Origin of the sequence: Mycolicibacterium novocastrense (genome assembly GCF_001499835.1) — a bacterium.
GTDB lineage: Bacteria > Actinomycetota > Actinomycetes > Mycobacteriales > Mycobacteriaceae > Mycobacterium > Mycobacterium novocastrense.
Window position 1 is genome coordinate 90,740 of the sequence record NZ_LQIH01000066.1, and the last position, 16,914, is coordinate 107,653.

General features: G+C 68.2%; 20 protein-coding genes. 16 read left to right on the forward strand and 4 right to left on the reverse strand.

The window, feature by feature from the left end:
- The first annotated feature begins 28 nt into the window (after positions 1-28).
- From mshA to regX, 5 genes are all read left to right on the forward strand, one after another.
- Positions 29-1,357 (forward strand): D-inositol-3-phosphate glycosyltransferase, encoded by a 1,329-nt coding sequence (mshA, locus tag AU072_RS26805; RefSeq protein ID WP_064416565.1) that lies wholly within the window; start codon positions 29-31, stop codon positions 1,355-1,357.
- Positions 1,354-1,860, forward strand: a complete 507-nt coding sequence (locus tag AU072_RS26810; protein ID WP_064416566.1) for a type III secretion system chaperone family protein — start codon at positions 1,354-1,356, stop codon at positions 1,858-1,860. Before mshA ends, AU072_RS26810 begins: the two co-directional genes overlap by 4 nt.
- Before the next feature lie 109 nt (positions 1,861-1,969).
- On the forward strand, positions 1,970-2,719 hold the full coding sequence (locus AU072_RS26815) for a phosphoglyceromutase (protein ID WP_064416567.1): 750 nt from the start codon (positions 1,970-1,972) through the stop codon (positions 2,717-2,719).
- Between the two features lie 137 nt (positions 2,720-2,856).
- Positions 2,857-4,041 carry a sensor histidine kinase gene (locus AU072_RS26820; RefSeq protein WP_064416568.1) on the forward strand — a complete coding sequence of 395 codons (1,185 nt, stop codon included), beginning with the start codon at positions 2,857-2,859 and terminating at the stop codon, positions 4,039-4,041.
- Positions 4,038-4,724, forward strand: coding sequence for a two-component sensory transduction protein RegX (gene regX, locus AU072_RS26825; protein ID WP_064351297.1), 687 nt, complete (start codon positions 4,038-4,040; stop codon positions 4,722-4,724). The genes AU072_RS26820 and regX overlap by 4 nt, the downstream gene beginning before the upstream one ends.
- Before the next feature lie 13 nt (positions 4,725-4,737).
- Here regX and AU072_RS26830 read toward each other — a convergent pair whose 3' ends face one another.
- Together AU072_RS26830 and AU072_RS26835 are read right to left on the reverse strand one after the other, a co-directional pair.
- On the reverse strand, positions 4,738-5,052 hold the full coding sequence (locus tag AU072_RS26830) for a YciI family protein (protein WP_174523712.1): 315 nt from the start codon (positions 5,050-5,052) through the stop codon (positions 4,738-4,740).
- Entirely contained in the window at positions 5,049-5,846 is a 798-nt protein-coding gene (locus AU072_RS26835) for a DUF3109 family protein (protein WP_082680700.1), read from the reverse strand. Before AU072_RS26835 ends, AU072_RS26830 begins: the two co-directional genes overlap by 4 nt.
- A 12-nt stretch (positions 5,847-5,858) precedes the next feature.
- Here AU072_RS26835 and AU072_RS26840 point away from each other — a divergent pair, with 12 nt between their 5' ends.
- The 9 genes from AU072_RS26840 to AU072_RS26875 all read left to right on the forward strand — a co-directional run bounded on the left by AU072_RS26840 (position 5,859) and on the right by AU072_RS26875 (position 13,612).
- Positions 5,859-6,857, forward strand: coding sequence for a Ppx/GppA family phosphatase (locus AU072_RS26840; RefSeq protein ID WP_064416570.1), 999 nt, complete (start codon positions 5,859-5,861; stop codon positions 6,855-6,857).
- 26 nt (positions 6,858-6,883) lie between these two features.
- Positions 6,884-8,104 (forward strand): Rv0497 family membrane protein, encoded by a 1,221-nt coding sequence (locus AU072_RS26845; RefSeq protein WP_064416571.1) that lies wholly within the window; start codon positions 6,884-6,886, stop codon positions 8,102-8,104.
- 15 nt (positions 8,105-8,119) lie between these two features.
- Positions 8,120-8,965 (forward strand): sugar phosphate isomerase/epimerase family protein, encoded by an 846-nt coding sequence (locus tag AU072_RS26850; protein WP_064351300.1) that lies wholly within the window; start codon positions 8,120-8,122, stop codon positions 8,963-8,965.
- Positions 8,966-9,010: 45 nt separating this feature from the next.
- Positions 9,011-9,820, forward strand: a complete 810-nt coding sequence (locus AU072_RS26855) for a thioesterase family protein (RefSeq protein WP_064416572.1) — start codon at positions 9,011-9,013, stop codon at positions 9,818-9,820.
- Positions 9,821-9,878: 58 nt separating this feature from the next.
- On the forward strand, positions 9,879-10,760 hold the full coding sequence (proC, locus tag AU072_RS26860) for a pyrroline-5-carboxylate reductase (protein WP_064416573.1): 882 nt from the start codon (positions 9,879-9,881) through the stop codon (positions 10,758-10,760).
- Between the two features lie 127 nt (positions 10,761-10,887).
- Positions 10,888-11,148 carry a helix-turn-helix domain-containing protein gene (locus AU072_RS26865; protein ID WP_064351303.1) on the forward strand — a complete coding sequence of 87 codons (261 nt, stop codon included), beginning with the start codon at positions 10,888-10,890 and terminating at the stop codon, positions 11,146-11,148.
- Positions 11,149-11,273: 125 nt separating this feature from the next.
- A complete protein-coding gene (locus AU072_RS27820; RefSeq protein ID WP_003402602.1) occupies positions 11,274-11,375 on the forward strand; it encodes a 30S ribosomal protein bS22 in 102 nt (33 codons plus the stop codon).
- A gap of 31 nt (positions 11,376-11,406) precedes the next feature.
- The gene (locus AU072_RS26870; RefSeq protein ID WP_064416574.1) at positions 11,407-12,507 is read left to right on the forward strand and encodes an SDR family oxidoreductase; all 1,101 of its coding nucleotides are present in this window, start codon (positions 11,407-11,409) and stop codon (positions 12,505-12,507) included.
- 37 nt (positions 12,508-12,544) lie between these two features.
- A complete protein-coding gene (locus AU072_RS26875; RefSeq protein ID WP_064416575.1) occupies positions 12,545-13,612 on the forward strand; it encodes a lysophospholipid acyltransferase family protein in 1,068 nt (355 codons plus the stop codon).
- 20 nt (positions 13,613-13,632) lie between these two features.
- On the opposite strand, the gene AU072_RS26880 is transcribed toward AU072_RS26875, so the two are convergent.
- Positions 13,633-14,166, reverse strand: coding sequence for an FAS1-like dehydratase domain-containing protein (locus AU072_RS26880; RefSeq protein WP_064416576.1), 534 nt, complete (start codon positions 14,164-14,166; stop codon positions 13,633-13,635).
- A gap of 78 nt (positions 14,167-14,244) precedes the next feature.
- Complete coding sequence (locus AU072_RS26885; RefSeq protein WP_064416577.1) at positions 14,245-15,135, reverse strand: HAD family hydrolase; 891 nt, start codon at positions 15,133-15,135, stop codon at positions 14,245-14,247.
- Positions 15,136-15,174: 39 nt separating this feature from the next.
- Here AU072_RS26885 and AU072_RS26890 point away from each other — a divergent pair, with 39 nt between their 5' ends.
- Positions 15,175-15,429: a glutaredoxin family protein gene (locus tag AU072_RS26890; RefSeq protein WP_064416578.1), complete on the forward strand. Its 255-nt coding sequence runs from the start codon at positions 15,175-15,177 to the stop codon at positions 15,427-15,429.
- Between the two features lie 140 nt (positions 15,430-15,569).
- Positions 15,570-16,913, forward strand: coding sequence for a glutamyl-tRNA reductase (locus AU072_RS26895; RefSeq protein ID WP_064416579.1), 1,344 nt, complete (start codon positions 15,570-15,572; stop codon positions 16,911-16,913).
- The last annotated feature ends 1 nt before the right edge of the window (position 16,914 follow it).

The window sequence follows — 16,914 nt, forward strand, 5'->3', positions numbered from 1 at the left end:
ATCTTGCCGACGGTGTAGACATGTCTGTGTGCGCCTAGCAACGGATCCGTCCCGTTCTGATGCCGCCGGACTTCCGGTCCCCAGGCGCGTCGCCGTGTTGTCGGTGCACACGTCGCCGTTGGCCCAGCCCGGCACCGGCGACGCGGGCGGCATGAACGTCTACGTGCTCCAGAGCGCCCTGCAGATGGCTCGCCGCGGAGTCGAAGTGGAGATCTTCACGCGAGCCACCTCCTCGGCCGACCAGCCGACCGTGCGGGTCGCTCCCGGTGTGCTGGTGCGCAACGTGGTCGCCGGCCCGTTCGAGGGGCTCGACAAGTACGACCTGCCCACCCAGTTGTGCGCGTTCACCGCGGGCGTGCTGCGCGCGGAGGCGACGCATGAGCCGGGCTATTACGACATCGTGCATTCGCACTATTGGCTGTCCGGTCAGGTCGGTTGGCTGGCCCGCGACCGCTGGGCGGTGCCGCTGGTGCACACCGCCCACACGCTGGCAGCGGTCAAGAACGCGGCGCTGGCCGAGGGCGACTCACCCGAACCGCCGCTGCGCGCGGTCGGGGAGCAGCAGGTCGTCGACGAAGCCGACCGGTTGATCGTCAACACCGAACACGAAGCACAGCAACTGGTTTCGGTGCACAACGCCGATGCGTCGCGGATCGACGTGGTGCATCCCGGCGTCGACCTCGAGACGTTCACACCCGGGGACCGACTGGCCGCGCGTGCCGCGCTGGGACTCGACACCGGCGAGCAGGTGGTCGCGTTCGTCGGGCGCATCCAGCCGCTCAAGGCCCCCGACGTCGCACTTCGCGCTGCGGCCAAACTGCCCGGCGTTCGCGTGCTGGTGGCGGGCGGTCCCTCCGGCAGCGGATTGCAGGCTCCCGACGGGCTGGTTCGACTGGCCAACGATCTGGGTATCTCGGACCGGGTGACATTCCTGCCGCCCCAGTCGCGCGAACAGCTGGTCAACGTGTACCGCGCCGCCGATCTGGTGGCCGTGCCCAGTTACTCGGAGTCGTTCGGCCTGGTCGCGGTCGAAGCCCAGGCATGCGGAACGCCGGTGGTGGCCGCCGCGGTCGGGGGGTTACCGGTCGCGGTGCGCGACGGTGTCACCGGGGCACTGGTCGACGGGCACGACGACGGCGACTGGGCGCACGCCATCGGCGACGTGCTGAGCCGTGCCGACAGCCTCAGGCCCGCGGCCGCGGCGCACGCGGCGACATTCTCGTGGGCCCGCACCGTCGATGCGCTGCTGGCCAGTTACGGCCGCGCGATCGCCGACTACCGGGCGCGCCATCAGATGCGCGACGGCGTGCGTCGTACCGGCCGACGGTTCACGCGGCGGCGGGGGGTGCGCGCGTGAATTCCAATGCGGCGAAGGTCATCGAGGAGGCGTGCAAGGAGAACGGCCTGGTCTGCTCGTATCACGAAGGTGCGCATGGCGGGTTGCCCGGCATCATCGTCGAACTGCCCGGCGAGCGACGGCTCAAGACCAACACGATCCTGTCGATCGGCGAGCACTCGGTGCGCATCGAGGCGTTCGTCTGCCGCAAACCCGACGAGAACCACGAGGGCGTCTACCGGTTCCTACTCAAACGCAACCGCCGTCTCTACGGAGTGGCGTACACGCTCGACAACGTCGGTGACATCTACCTGGTCGGGCGGATGTCGCTGGAATCGGTCACCTCCGACGAGGTCGACCGGATACTCGGTCAGGTGCTCGAAGCCGTCGACAACGACTTCAACACCTTGTTGGAGTTGGGCTTTCGCTCGTCCATCCAGAAAGAGTGGGAGTGGCGGGTGTCTCGCGGTGAGTCGCTGAAGAACCTGCAGGCATTCGCCCACCTGATCGACGACGACGACTGACCCTCTCACTCAGACCGACGTTTTGGCGGGTGTTGCCCTTCAGAACCCGCCATTTCGTCGGTCCCGGGACGGGGCGTGGCCGATCCGTCTGCCGTGAGAGGATTCCGTCATGGGTGACTGCACGCTGATTCTGCTCCGCCACGGCGAGAGCGAATGGAACGAGAAGAACCTGTTCACCGGCTGGGTCGACGTCGACCTCACCGAGAAGGGCCGCGCCGAAGCGGTGCGCGCCGGCGAACTGATCAAGGAACTCGATCGCCAGCCCGACGTGCTCTACACCTCGCTGCTGCGCCGTGCCATCACCACCGCGAATCTGGCCCTGGACAAGGCCGACCGGCACTGGATCCCGGTGCACCGCGACTGGCGGCTCAACGAGCGCCACTACGGCGCGCTGCAGGGTCTGAACAAGGCCGAGACCAAGGAGCGCTACGGCGACGAGCAGTTCATGGCGTGGCGGCGCAGCTACGACACGCCGCCGCCGCCGATCGAACCGGGCGGCACCTTCAGTCAGGACGGCGACCCGCGTTACGCCGACGTGCCCGGTGGTCCGCCGCGCACCGAATGCCTCAAGGACGTCGTCGAGCGGTTCGTGCCCTACTACACCTCGACGATCGAACCGGACCTGCGCGCGGGTAAGACCGTGCTGATCGCCGCGCACGGCAACTCGCTGCGCGCCCTGGTCAAGCACCTCGACGGCATGTCCGACGAGGACGTCGTCGGGCTCAACATCCCGACCGGCATCCCGCTGCGCTACGACCTGGACTCCGATCTGAAGCCGAAGATCATCGGCGGCACCTATCTGGATCCCCAGGCCGCCGCCGCCGGTGCGGCAGCAGTCGCCTCCCAGGGCGCCAAGTAGCCCGTCAGCCGTCCCAAGCGAACGGGCGGTGAACAGCGGGGGTCCGGAGCCCGAATTTCGGTGTTTCGGTATGTGAGTTGTCCCGTTTTGGCCGCACGCTGCTGGGATGACGTTCACCGGGTGCGTACGATTTCGGCGTGAGTGTCGTTTGGGCACTGCTGCTGGCAGCGGTGGTCGCACTGCTCGCTCTGGGGGCCGGTATCGCGCTCGGGGCGCGTTCGGGCCCCCGTCTCACGGATCGCAGACGCCGTCGCACCACCGTGCAGACCGGGATCACCGTCTCGCAGATGCTCTCCCACATCGCATCGCGAGCGCCCACGGGGATCGTGGTGGTCGACCACTTCCGTGACGTCGTGTACGCCAACGACCGGGCCCGCGAGCTGGGACTGGTTCGCGACCGGCTGCTCGACGAGCGGGCCTGGCGGGCCGCCGAGCGCACACTGTCCACCGGCGAGCCCGGCGACGTCGACCTCACCGCACACAAGCGGGCCAATCCGGGCCGGTCCGGCCTGTCGGTACGCGGACACGTTCAGCTGCTGACCGACCAGGACCGCCGCTTCGCCGTCGTCTACGTCGACGACCACTCCGAATACGCCCGCATGGAAGCCACCCGCCGGGACTTCGTCGCCAACGTCAGCCACGAGCTCAAGACGCCGGTCGGTGCGATGGGGCTGCTGGCCGAGGCGCTGCTCGCATCGGCCGACGACCCCGAGACCGTGCGCCGATTCGCCGAGAAGATGGTCGCCGAGTCCAACCGGCTGGCCAACATGATCGGGGAGCTGATCGAGCTGTCCCGGTTGCAGGGCGCCGAGCGCCTGCCCGACCTCACGGCCGTCGACGTCGACACCGTGGTGTCCGAGGCGCTGTCGCGCCACAAGGTGCCCGCCGACAACGCAGACATCAAGATCACCACCGACGCGCCGACCGGTTTCCGCGCGCTGGGCGATCAGGCGCTGCTGGTCACCGCGATAGCGAACCTGGTCTCCAACGCGATCGCCTACTCGCCGCACGGGTCGTCGGTGTCGATCAGTCGGCGGCGTCGCGGGGACAACATCGAGATCGCCGTCACCGACCGCGGTATCGGCATCGCGGGCGAGGACCAGGAGCGGGTGTTCGAGCGATTCTTCCGCGTCGACAAGGCGCGGTCCCGGGCCACCGGCGGCACCGGACTCGGGTTGGCCATCGTCAAACACGTTGCGGCCAACCACAACGGAAGCATCCGGCTGTGGAGTCAGCCGGGAACGGGATCGACGTTCACCCTGTCGATCCCGGCCTATCCCGATCACGAATCGGACGAACGAGAGGACCATCCAAACCAATGACCAGCGTGCTGATCGTGGAGGACGAGGAGTCCTTGGCCGATCCCCTGGCCTTTCTTCTTCGCAAAGAGGGCTTCGAGGCCACCGTCGTCACCGACGGTCCCGCGGCCTTGGCCGAGTTCGAGCGCTCCGGCGCCGACATCGTGCTGCTCGACCTGATGCTGCCCGGTATGAGCGGTACCGATGTCTGTCGGCAATTACGTTCGCGCTCAAGCGTTCCGGTGATCATGGTGACCGCTCGCGACAGCGAGATCGACAAGGTCGTCGGTCTCGAACTCGGCGCCGACGACTACGTCACCAAGCCGTACTCGGCCCGCGAGTTGATCGCTCGTATCCGTGCGGTGCTGCGACGCGGCGCCGAGAACGACGACACCGGGATCGGCGACGGCGTACTGGAGGCCGGGCCGGTCCGGATGGACGTCGAGCGCCACGTGGTTTCGGTGAACGGACAGCCGGTGACGATGCCGCTCAAGGAGTTCGACCTACTCGAGTACCTGATGCGCAACAGCGGCCGGGTGCTGACCCGCGGCCAGCTCATCGACCGCGTGTGGGGTGCCGATTACGTCGGCGACACCAAAACCCTTGACGTGCATGTGAAGCGGCTGCGGTCCAAGATCGAGGCCGATCCGGCCAACCCCGTACATCTGGTCACCGTCCGCGGCCTGGGCTACAAACTCGAGGGCTAGTGGCCTCACCGGTCTAACCCGTGGTGCCGCCCATGATTTCGAGGACATCGAACGTGTTGACACCGGCGGCGACCGACGGGTCGCGCTCGGCGATCGCGAGCACCTCGGCGCGGTCGCCCGCGCGCAGCACGCCCATTCCCCACACGCCTTCGGGGTCGGCGACCGGGCCGTAGACGACGACGCGACCCTCGGCGAGCAGTTGCTCCCAGTACTGCTGGTGCGCCGCCATCGCCTGCTGCTCGGCCGGCGTCATGGTCTGGGCGAAATCGGGCCTCGGCGGGATCAGCCGGAACAGGAACAGCGATGTGGCGCCCGAAGGGCCGGTCATCCGGCCAAGCGGGTCGCCGGGTGCACCGCGATGAGCCCTAATCCGCTGCGCCGCTTGCACATCGCCGCCAGCTCCGCGTAGGCCTTCTCGCCGAGCAGTTCGGTCAGTTCGGGGCCGTAGGACTCCCACACCTGCCTGCTGCCGACGTGCGCGTTCGGATCGCCGGTGCAGTACCAGTGCAGGTCGGCGCCGCCTTCACCCCAGCCGCGACGGTCGTACTCGGTGATCCACGTCTTGAGGATCTCGGTCCCGTCGGGCCGCTCCACCCACTCCTGGGTGCGGCGGATCGGCAGCTGCCAGCACACGTCGGGTTTCATGGTCAGAGGTTCGACGCCCAGCTTGAGCGCCTTGCTGTGCAGCGCGCACCCGATGCCGCCGGCGAAACCGGGCCGGTTCAGGAAGATGCACGCGCCCTTGTACTTCCGGGTGCGCAGGTTGGGCTTGTCGTCGTACTCGTCCATCTCGAGGTAGCCCTTTTTGCCGAGCCCCTTCTCGCGGAACTGCCAGTCCTCGGCGGTCAGCGTTTTCACCGCGTCGTCGAGGCGGGCGATGTCGTCGTCGTCGGACATGAACGCGCCGTGCGAACAACACCCGTCATCCGGGCGTCCCTCCACCGTGCCCTTGCACGCCGGGGTGCCGAACACGCACGTCCACCGCGAGAGCAACCACGTCAGATCGGCCGCGATCAAGTGCTCGGGATTGTCGGGGTCGTAGAACTCGACCCACTCACGGGCGAAATCGAGTTCGACCTCTCCAGGGTGCGGTGCAGTCACAATTCTCAACGGTAGACCCATTAAGTTGGATGAGTGCGATTAGGCGTGCTCGACGTGGGCAGCAATACCGTTCACCTTCTGGTGGTGGACGCGCGACGCGGTGGCCACCCGACACCGATGAGTTCGACCAAGGCCTCGCTGCGCCTCGCCGAGGCCATCGACAGCGACGGCAAGATCACCCGCAGGGGTGCCGACAAACTCATCGGCACCATCGACGAATTCGCCAAGATCGCCACGAGTTCCGGTTGTGCGGAGCTGATGGCGTTCGCCACCTCCGCGGTGCGTGACGCCAAGAACTCCGAAGAACTGCTCGCCCGGGTGCTCGCCGAGACGGGGGTGGCGCTGCGCGTGCTCGCCGGCGTCGACGAGTCGCGGCTGACGTTTCTGGCGGTGCGGCGGTGGTACGGCTGGAGCGCGGGACGCATCATCAACATCGACATCGGCGGCGGCTCGCTCGAACTGTCCAACGGCGTCGACGAGGAGCCGGAGGTCGCGCTGTCGCTTCCGCTCGGGGCGGGCCGGCTCACCCGCGAATGGCTCCCGGACGATCCGCCGGGCAGGCGGCGGGTGGCGATGCTGCGCGACTGGCTGGCCACCGAGCTGGCCGACGCCGGGGCCCAGATGCTCAAGCCCGGTGCCCCCGACCTCGCGGTCGCGTCGTCGAAGACGTTCCGCTCGCTGGCCAGGCTGACCGGCGCGGCGCCCTCGGGGGCGGGTCCGCGCGTCAAACGGACGCTGACCGCCACCGGATTAAGGCAGCTCATAAATTTCATCTCTAGGATGACCGCGGCTGACCGTGCCGAACTGGAAGGGGTGAGTGCCGATCGGGCGCCACAGATCGTGGCAGGAGCGTTGGTCGCTGAGGCGAGCATGAATGCCCTCGGTGTCGAGAGCGTCGACATCTGCCCCTGGGCGTTGCGGGAGGGGCTGATTCTGCGGAGACTCGACAGCGAAGCCGATGGCAGCGGTTTCGCCGGCGGTGCCGACAATCCGGCCTCAGCGCAGGCATTTGTGCGTAATGCTGGACGATAGATGACGAGGCCCGAAGGCAACACACGATGACAGGACCAGAAGACGATCACAGCAACACGCGACCCATCTCGGTCGCGGAGTTGCTGGCGCGCAACGGCACGATCGGTGCCCCGCCGGTCGGCGGGCGGCGCCGTCGTCGCCGCGGTGCCGACTCCATCACCGTCGCCGAACTGACCGGTGAGATCCCGATCGTCCGTGACGACGACGCACCCGCCACGGGACGTTCGGCCGCCGCGGTGGTCGAGGCCCCCGCCGATGCCGAGCCCGTCGCTCCCGCGGAAACCGCGGACACCGAACCCGCCGCCGAGACTGCGCAGGCCGCCCCCGCCGAGACTGCTGACGCGGCATCCACCAACGGCGCAGTCGACCACGTCGAAGAGACCGTCGAGGAAACCGAGCCCGGCGCCGAAGAGGTTGACGAGAACGCGCCCGAGGTCGAAGTCGAGACCCTCGACGCGGATACTCCCGACGTCGAGGACGTCGAAGCCGACGAAGCCGCCGAGGCCGACGAAGCCGTCGAAGCCGAGGACGAAGCCGAGCCCGGCGTGGGCGAGGACACCGACTACGCCGATGCGGTCGCCGACTACCAGACCCACATCGAGCAGCGCGATGCCGACGAGGACCTCGACTTCTTCGCCCCGCCGCGGCGCTCGACCTTCGCGCGCCGGCGCTTCGGCATGCTCGGTCGCAGCGCGTCGGCAGAGCGCAGCGACGCCCAGGTCGGCGCCGAGGAGATGAGCCCGGACCCGCTCGACTGGGCCGATCCGGACGCCGACGAGGACGAGGCCGCCGACGCCGCCGTCGCCGTGGCCGAGCCGAAGCACGACGACGAGCGCGAGGATCTGCCGTCCTACCTGCGTTCCCCCGACGACGCCTTGTTCGGCGGTCCCGACGTCGACGACGATGTCGCTCGGCGCGACAGCGGCCTGAGCCCGGGCGACCTCGACCTCGACGAGGAGGAGGACACCGCGCGCCCGGGTGCGATGTCGTCGTTCCTGCGCGGGGCCATGATCGTCGGGCAGTGCATCGTCGCGGTCGCGTTCGGGGCCGGGCTGTTCGTCGCGTTCGACCAGCTGTGGAAGTGGAACAGCATCGTGGCGCTGGTGCTCGGCGTGCTGGTCATTCTGGGCCTGGTGGTCGGGGTGCGCGTGGTCCGCAAGACCGAGGACATCGGCAGCACACTGATCGCCGTCGCGGTCGGGGCGATGGTGACTTTCGGGCCGCTGGCACTGATGCAGGCGGCTTGAGGCGCCCAATCACCCGTGCGTCCAGCCATTAAGGTCGGTCTGTCGACGGCCTCGGTCTACCCGCTGAGAACCGAGGCGGCCTTCGAATACGCGGCCAAGCTCGGCTACGACGGGGTAGAGCTGATGGTGTGGGCCGAGACGGTCAGCCAGGATATCGACGCCATCGAGCGGTTGTCCGAGAAGTACCACGTGCCGGTGCTCTCCGTGCACGCGCCGTGCCTGTTGATCACCCAGCGGGTGTGGGGCGCCAACCCGATTCCCAAGCTCGAACGCAGCGTGCGGGCGGCCGAGCAGCTGGGCGCCCAGACCGTGGTGGTGCACCCGCCGTTTCGCTGGCAGCGCCGCTACGCCGAAGGCTTCTCCGAGCAGGTCGCCGAGCTCGAAGCGTCCAGCGAGGTGATGGTCGCCGTCGAGAACATGTTCCCGTTCCGCGCCGACCGCTTCTTCGGCGCGGGTCAGAGCTCGATCGAGCGCATGCGCAAACGCGGCGGCCGGCCAGGTCCGGGCATCTCGGCGTTCGCACCGTCCTACGATCCGCTCGACGGCGAGCACGCCCACTACACGCTCGACCTGTCGCACACCGCGACCGCCGGCTCCGACGCGCTCGAGATGGCGCGCCGCATGGGGGAGGGGTTGGTGCACCTGCACCTGTGTGACGGCAGCGGCGCCCCGACCGACGAGCACCTGGTGCCCGGCCGCGGCACTCAGCCGACGGTGGAGGTGTGCGAGATGCTGGCCGCAAGCGACTTCAACGGCCATGTGATCCTTGAGGTGACCACATCGGGCGCCCGCACGGCCGCCGAACGCGAGGCGCTGCTGGTCGAGTCGTTGCAGTTCGCCCGCAGGCATCTGCTGCGCTGACACCCCCTGACCTCGTTCGAACTCGCTTCCAGAAGGATTCACCAGATGGCCGGCTCCACCCTGTTCACCGACGCCATGGCGCTCACACCCGCTGGTGACGGCGTGTATCACGGTGAGCTGAACGAACATTGGACGATCGGGCCGAAGGTGCACGGCGGTGCGATGCTGGCGCTGTGCGCGAACGCCGCGCGGATGGAGCACGCGGGAGACGTGCAACCGATCGCGGTGTCGGGAAACTTCCTGTGGGCGCCCGATCCCGGACCGATGCAGGTGGTCACCACGGTGCGCAAGCGCGGGCGTCGCGTCAGCCTGATCGACGTCGAACTCAACCAGGGTGACCGCACGGCTCTTCGGGCCGCGATCACGCTCGGCGAGCCGGAACACCATGTGGCGCCGCTGCTCTCGGTCAATCCCGTGATCCCGTTGATGCAACCGGAGCCGCCGCCCGGTCTGGAGCCGATCGGCGAGGGCCATCCGATGGCCGACATCGTCCACCTCGCGCGCGGCTGCGACATCCGGCCCTCGCTGACCACGATGGAACCGCGGTCCGACGGCGGGCCGCCGGTGATCGAGTACTGGGTGCGCCCCAAAGGCTGCGCCCCGGACGTGCTTTTCGCGCTGCTGTGCGGCGACGTGTCGGCCCCCGTGACGTTCGGCGTCAACCGGTTCGGATGGGCGCCCACCGTCCAGCTGACGGCATACCTGCGCACCCTGCCCGCCGACGGGTGGCTGCGCGTGCTCTGCACGACGGTGCAGATCGGCCAGGACTGGTTCGACGAGGACCACATCGTCGTCGACTGCGAGGGCCACATCGTCGTGCAGTCCCGTCAACTCGCGATGGTTCCGCAGGCCTGAAGCGATCCGCGGTGGGTGGCCGCACACGCGATGCCCGGCCGTCTGCAATGCTTCCGGCATGGCCAGAATCGCGATCGTCGGCGGCGGGAGTATCGGTGAGGCGTTGCTGTCCGGGCTGCTGCGGGCCGGGCGGCAGGTCAAGGACCTGGTGGTGGCGGAGAAGGATCCGGACCGGGCCCAGTACCTGGCCGACACCTATTCGGTGCTGGTGACGACGGTGGCCAACGCCGTAGACCACGCGAGCTACGTGATCGTGGCCGTCAAACCCGCCGACGTTGCCGGACTCGTCAACGAGATCGTCGACGCGGCGACCAATGCCGAAAGCGACACGGCCGAACAGGTTTTCGTGACGGTCGCGGCCGGCGTCACCACCGGGTACTACGAGAACAAGCTGCCCGCCGGCGCGCCGGTGATCCGCGTCATGCCCAACGCACCGATGGTCGTCGGCGGTGGAGTCAGTGCGCTCGCGCCCGGGCGTTTCGCCACCCCCGAACAGATGAAGGAGGTCTCGGCGATCTTCGATGCGGTCGGCGGGGTGCTCACGGTGCCCGAGTCCCAACTCGATGCGGTCACCGCGATCTCCGGGTCGGGCCCGGCCTACTTCTTCCTGATGGTGGAGGCGCTCGTCGACGCCGGCGTCGACGCCGGGCTGACGCGATCGGCGGCCACCGAACTGGTCGCACAAACCATGGCCGGGTCGGCCGCGATGTTGCTGGATCGCCTCGACCGAGCCGGGACCGCGGGCGGTGCCGCCGGCGGTCCGTCGGGCGCGGGAATGGACACCACGCCCGCTCAGCTGCGCGCCACGGTCACCTCGCCGGGTGGCACCACCGCAGCAGGTCTGCGGGAACTCGAGAGGGGCGGTCTGCGGGCGGCAGTAGCCAGGGCGGTCGAGGCGGCGAAAAAGCGCTCTGAGCAGCTCGGAATTACATCTGAGTAATTCATTGAATTGCCCACACCCGTCGCAGTAACACCATCTGCCACGCTATTCTCCTCGTGTAAGCACGGGTCGGTGCCAGCGGTGGGGAAGCCGCTGGAACTGCCCGTGCCTGAATGATTGGGTTGCGATGACGTCTATGAACGGGCCATCCTCGCGGGATTCGGCCAGTGGGAAGTCGGCTCGGGACTCCGGATCCGACGGTCAACAGCCACGGGCACAATTCCTCACCGTCGCCGAGGTGGCGAGCCTGATGCGGGTCAGCAAGATGACGGTGTACCGGCTGGTGCACAACGGCGAGCTGCCTGCCGTCCGGGTCGGCCGCTCGTTCCGCGTGCATGCGAAGGCCGTTCACGACATGTTGGAGAGCTCGTACTTCGACGCAGGCTGATCTACCCGCGTCCCGGGCGCCCGTCGCCGGTCGGGCGCGTTTCGCGGTTACCTGCACAGCCCGGTAAAGTGGCCGGGTCAGTCAACGATGCTCATCGGGCAGGTAAGGCGTAGGTAGCGGAGTTCATGGGTTCAGTCATCAAGAAGCGGCGCAAGCGCATGTCGAAGAAGAAGCACCGCAAGCTGCTTCGTCGCACCCGGGTCCAGCGCAGAAAACTCGGCAAGTAATCGCCGCCCGCCGTCGCTAGGCTGACCGGACATGGATTCCGAGGGCCGCGCCAATGGAGACGTCAACGGGACTGACCCGCGCGACGCCGTGCAGTATCCGAAGGTCGTGCTGGTCACCGGGGCGTGCCGGTTCCTCGGCGGCTATCTGACGGCCAGGCTGGCGCAGAACCCGTTGATCAACCATGTGATCGCCGTCGACGCGATCACTCCGAGCAAGGACCTTCTACGGCGGATGGGCCGCGCGGAGTTCGTCCGCGCCGACATCCGCAACCCCTTCATCGCGAAGGTCATCCGCAACGGCGACGTCGACACCGTGGTGCATGCCGCGGCCGCGTCCTACGCTCCGCGCTCCGGAGGCCGGGCGACGCTCAAGGAACTCAACGTGATGGGCGCGATCCAGCTGTTCGCGGCCTGTCAGAAGGTGCCGTCGGTGCGACGCGTGGTGCTCAAGTCGACGTCGGAGGTGTACGGCTCGACCGCGCGCGACCCGGTGATGTTCACCGAGGACACCAGCGCGCGACGGCCACCGGGGGAGGGCTTCGCCCGCGACAGCATCGACATCGAGGGCTATGCGCGGGGACTGGGACGGCGTCGGCCCGACATCGCGGTCACCATCCTGCGGTTGGCCAACATGATCGGACCGGGCATGGACACGGCGCTCTCGCGCTACCTCGCCGGGCCCGTGGTGCCGACGGTGATCGGACACGACGCTCGCTTGCAGCTACTGCACGAACAGGATGCGCTCGGGGCACTCGAACGCGCGACGATGGCGGGCAAGGCGGGCACGTACAACGTCGGCGCGTCCGGCATCGTGATGATGAGCCAGGCGATCCGGCGGGCCGGCCGGATCGCGCTGCCCGTGCCGCGGTCGGCGCTGGCGGCGGTGGATTCGCTGAGGCGTGCGACTCGTTACACTGAGCTCGATCGTGAACAGCTGAACTACCTCAGTTATGGCAGAGTGATGGACACATCGCGGATGCGCAACGATCTCGGCTATATCCCGAAGTGGACGACGGTGGAGGCCTTCGACGATTACGTCCGAGGTCGCGGATTGACTCCGATCGTCGACCCGCGGTGGGTACGCTCAATGGAGAGTCGCGCCGTTGCCGCGGCGCAAAGGTGGGGGCGCTAGGCGCATCAACTGATCGGGTGGGGAGAAGGAAACGACCGTGGCGGGCGAGTCCAAGGCGAAAGTCATTCCGCTGCATGGTAATTCAAGCCGTGCAGCGGCTCAGCGGCGTAATGCCGCACGAGCGCAGGGCTCGCGCCGACATCCCTCGCAGCTGTCGGATCCGGTAGGCGGAGCTTCTGCCGAGGAGATCGCGGCCGTCGTCCGCGAGATCGACGAGCACCGCGGCGGTGCCGCGGGCGCGCCGGCGGTCGACGAGACGCCCACCGAACTGGCCAAGCAGATCGCCTCGGTCGCCGAGTTCGTGCGCAAGCGGATGACGGGTGAGTACACCGTCGACGAGTTCGGGTTCGATGCCCACCTCAACAACGCAATCTTTTTGCCTTTGCTGAGAGTCTTCTTCAAGTCGTGGTTCCGCGTCGAGGTCAGCGGCATCGAGCATCTGCCCGAAACGGGCGCCGCGCTCGTGGTCGCCAACCACGCCGGTGTGCTGCCGTTCGACGGGCTGATGACGTCGGTGGCGGTGCACGACCACCATCCCGCGCACCGCGATCTGCGCCTGCTCGCTGCCGACATGGTCTTCGACCTGCCGGTGGTCGGTCAGGCCGCCCGCAAGGCCGGCCACACGATGGCCTGCACGGCCGACGCCCATCGACTGCTGGCCGCGGGTGAGCTGACCGCGGTGTTCCCGGAGGGTTACAAGGGTCTGGGCAAGCACTTCAAGGACCGCTACAAGCTGCAGCGATTCGGCCGCGGCGGCTTCGTGTCCGCGGCGCTGCGCACCAAGGCGCCCATCGTGCCGTGCTCGATTGTCGGGTCAGAGGAGATCTATCCGATGATCGCCGACGTCAAGCTGCTGGCCCGGCTGCTCGGGCTGCCCTACTTCCCGATCACGCCGTTCTTCCCGCTGGCGGGTCCGGCGGGCATGGTGCCGCTGCCGTCGAAATGGCATATCCAGTTCGGGGAACCGATCGAGACCGCAGAGTACGACGAGTCGGCCGCCGACGATCCGATGGTCACCTTCGAACTCACCGACCAGGTGCGCGAGACCATCCAGCAGACGCTGTACCAACTGCTCACCCAGCGTCGGAACACCTTCTTCGGCTGAGCGCCGAAAACCCGCTAGCTCTACGAATTACTTTGCTTGGCAATCATTTTCGCGATTGCCTCATCGCGGGCGGCGGCGATGCGCTGACTCACCTCGTCGGCTTCGGTGTCCGACTGCGCCTCGCCCATGACCGTGACGACGCTCGTCAGCACGGGCTTCCCGTCGGCGTCGGTCACCTCGCCGCGCACCTCGGTGACGATGGCGCCGTGCGATTCGGTGACCGAGTCGAGGTATGAGTCGAAGAACAGCTTGTCGCCGGCCACGATCGGGCGGTGGAAGGTGATCTTCTGGTCTCGGTGCAGCACGCGCTCCATGTTGATCGGCACGTCGAACTGGTTGAAGATCTCCAACTGGACCCGGCGGCCGGCGACGGCGAGGAAGGTCAGCGGGGCGATCAGCGTGTCGTAGCCGTACTCGGCGGCCGCCTCTTCGGTGAAATGCGCCGGGTGCTCGTCCTTGACCGCGCGGGCGAACTCACGGATCTTCTCCCGGTCGACCTCGAAGTAATCGGGGTACCGGTAGTGGGTCCCGATGATGTTCTCTGCGATCCCCATGCAACGTCTCTTCTCGTCGGAGTGAGCGGCGCGAGCCTATCAGCGGGTCCGGACCACCGGCTCGGCCAGAGCGGCTCGTCAGCGGCCCTCCTGGCGGCGCGAGACCACCGCCGCCAGCGCCCCTCCGGCCGCGCCGAGCGCCAGCGCCGACGGCACACCGATGCGCGCGGCCTTGCGGGCGGTGCGGAAGTCGCGGATCTCCCAGCCCCGTTCACGGGCCAGATCACGCAGGTCGGCATCGGGGTTGATCGCCACCGCCGTCCCCACCAGCGAGAGCATCGGCACATCGTTGAAGCTGTCCGAGTAGGCCGTGCAGCGGCGCAGGTTGAGTCCCTCGCGGATGGCCAGCGAACGCACCGCGTGCGCCTTGCCGGTGCCATGCAGGATGTCGCCCACCAGGCGGCCCGTGAACACCCCGTCGATGGATTCGGCGACCGTGCCCAGCGCGCCGGTCAGGCCCAGCCGTTTGGCGATGGTGGCGGCCAGTTCGTACGGGGTCGCGGTGACCAGCCACACCTGCTGTCCGGCGTCCAGATGCATCTGCGCGAGCGCGCGGGTGCCCGGCCAGATCTTGTCGGCGATGATCTCGTCGTAGATCTCCTCGCCGACCGCCATCAACTCGGCCGTCGACCGGCCCTCGATGAAGGCCAGCGCCTTGCGCCGGCCGGCGGCCACGTCGTCGCTGTTCTCGCGCCCGGTCAGCTGGAACTTGGCCTGCGCGTACACGAACCGCGCGATGTCGCCGTAGGTGAAGTACTTGCGGGCGGCCAGGCCGCGGGCGAAGTGCAGCAGCGAAGAGCCGTGCACCAGGGTGTTGTCGACGTCGAAGAACGCCGCCGCGGTGAGGTCCGGGGGCGGCGCCGGCGGCGCCGCGTCAGCTTCGGCCACCAGGTCGGTGACGGCCGCCTCCGCGCTGGCCTCACCGGCAAGTTGCTGTTCAGCAGCTTCGCGGTCGCCGTTTCGAGACACGAATCAACCCTAAGTCACGGAAGTGGAGATACTGGCGGGGTGGAGCACCAGGTGGAGTTGCTGACGCGCGACGGTTGCACGATCTGCACCGCGGCGGCGGCCCGGCTCGCGGCTCTGGCCGACGAACTGGGCTTCACGCTGGCCGTCACCGATGTCGACGCCGCCGCGGCCGCGGGCGACTCCGCGCTGCGTGCCGAGTACGGCGACCGGCTTCCGGTCGTTCTGCTCGACGGCAGCGAGCACAGCTACTGGGAGATCGACGAGCCACGCCTTCGCGCCGACTTGGCCGGGTGACCTCTGTTTCTGCGCGAAATTGCGCTCCAGCAGCCCTCCACTCGGGATTCGGCTGCTGGAACGCAATTTCGGCGATAATGGTGTGGAATTTGGTGAGCTAACTGTTCAGCGACTACCTTGGATGACGTGGTGATGAAGCCGTGAGCGTGCTGCTTTTCGGGGTTTCGCACCGCAGTGCGCCGGTGTCGGTGCTCGAACAGCTGAGCACAGACGAGTCCGATCAGGCCAAGATCGTCGATCAGGTGCTGCAATCCTCGCTCGTCACCGAGGCCATGGTGCTGTCCACGTGCAACCGGGTCGAGATCTACGCCGTCGTCGACGCATTCCACGGCGGGTTGTCGGTGATCGGCCAGGTGCTCTCCGAGCACTCCGGAATGAGTCTCAACGACCTGACCAAGTACGCCTATGTGCGGTACGCCGAAGCGGCCGTCGAGCACCTGTTCGCGGTCGCGTCGGGCCTGGATTCGGCGGTCGTCGGCGAACAGCAGGTGCTCGGCCAGGTGCGCCGCGCCTACGCCGCCGCCGAGGCCAACCACACCGTCGGCCGCACCCTGCACGAGCTGTCGCAGCGCGCGCTGGGCGTCGGCAAGCGGGTGCACACCGAAACCGGCATCGACGCCGCAGGCGCGTCGGTGGTGTCCGTCGCGCTGGGCACCGCCGAGGGCAAGCTCGGCTCGCTGGCCGGCCGCACCGCGGTGGTCATCGGGGCGGGTTCGATGGGCTCGCTGGCCGCCAAGCACCTGACCCGGGCGGGCGTCGACCGGATCCACGTCGTGAACCGCAGCCAGCCGCGGGCAAAACGGCTCGCCGCGAACATCCGCGAGCTGGGCGTCGACGCACACGCGTTCCCGTTCGACCACCTGCCTCCGCTGCTGACCGACGCCGACGTGGTTGTCTGCTGCACGGGAGCGGTGCGCCCGGTGGTCTCGCTGGCCGATGTGCACCGCGGCCTGGCGCACGGTCAAGAGCCCAAGCAGCTGGTCATCTGCGACCTCGGCATGCCCCGTGACGTCGACCCCGCCGTGGCCGGCCTGCCCGGCGTCTACGTCGTGGACATGGACCGTATCCAGCGCGAACCGGCCGCCCGCGCCGCGGCCTCCGACGCCGAGGCCGCCCGCGCGATCGTCGCCGCCGAGGTCGCCAACTACCTGGCCGGTCAGCGGATGGCCGAGGTCACCCCGACCGTCACCGCACTGCGTCAGCGCGCCGCCGACGTGGTCGAGGCGGAGTTGCTGAGGCTCGATCACCGGCTGCCGGGCCTGGACGCCGTCCACCGCGACGAGGTCGCCAAGACGGTGCGACGGGTCGTCGACAAACTCCTGCACGCGCCGACGGTGCGTGTCAAGCAATTGGCGAGTGCGCCGGGCGGGGACAGCTACGCCGAGGCGCTGCGCGAGCTGTTCGAACTCGACCAGCAGGCCGTCGACGCCGTCGCGGGGCCCGAATTGCCTTTGATCACACCGGATCTCGATAAGGCCGAGTAAC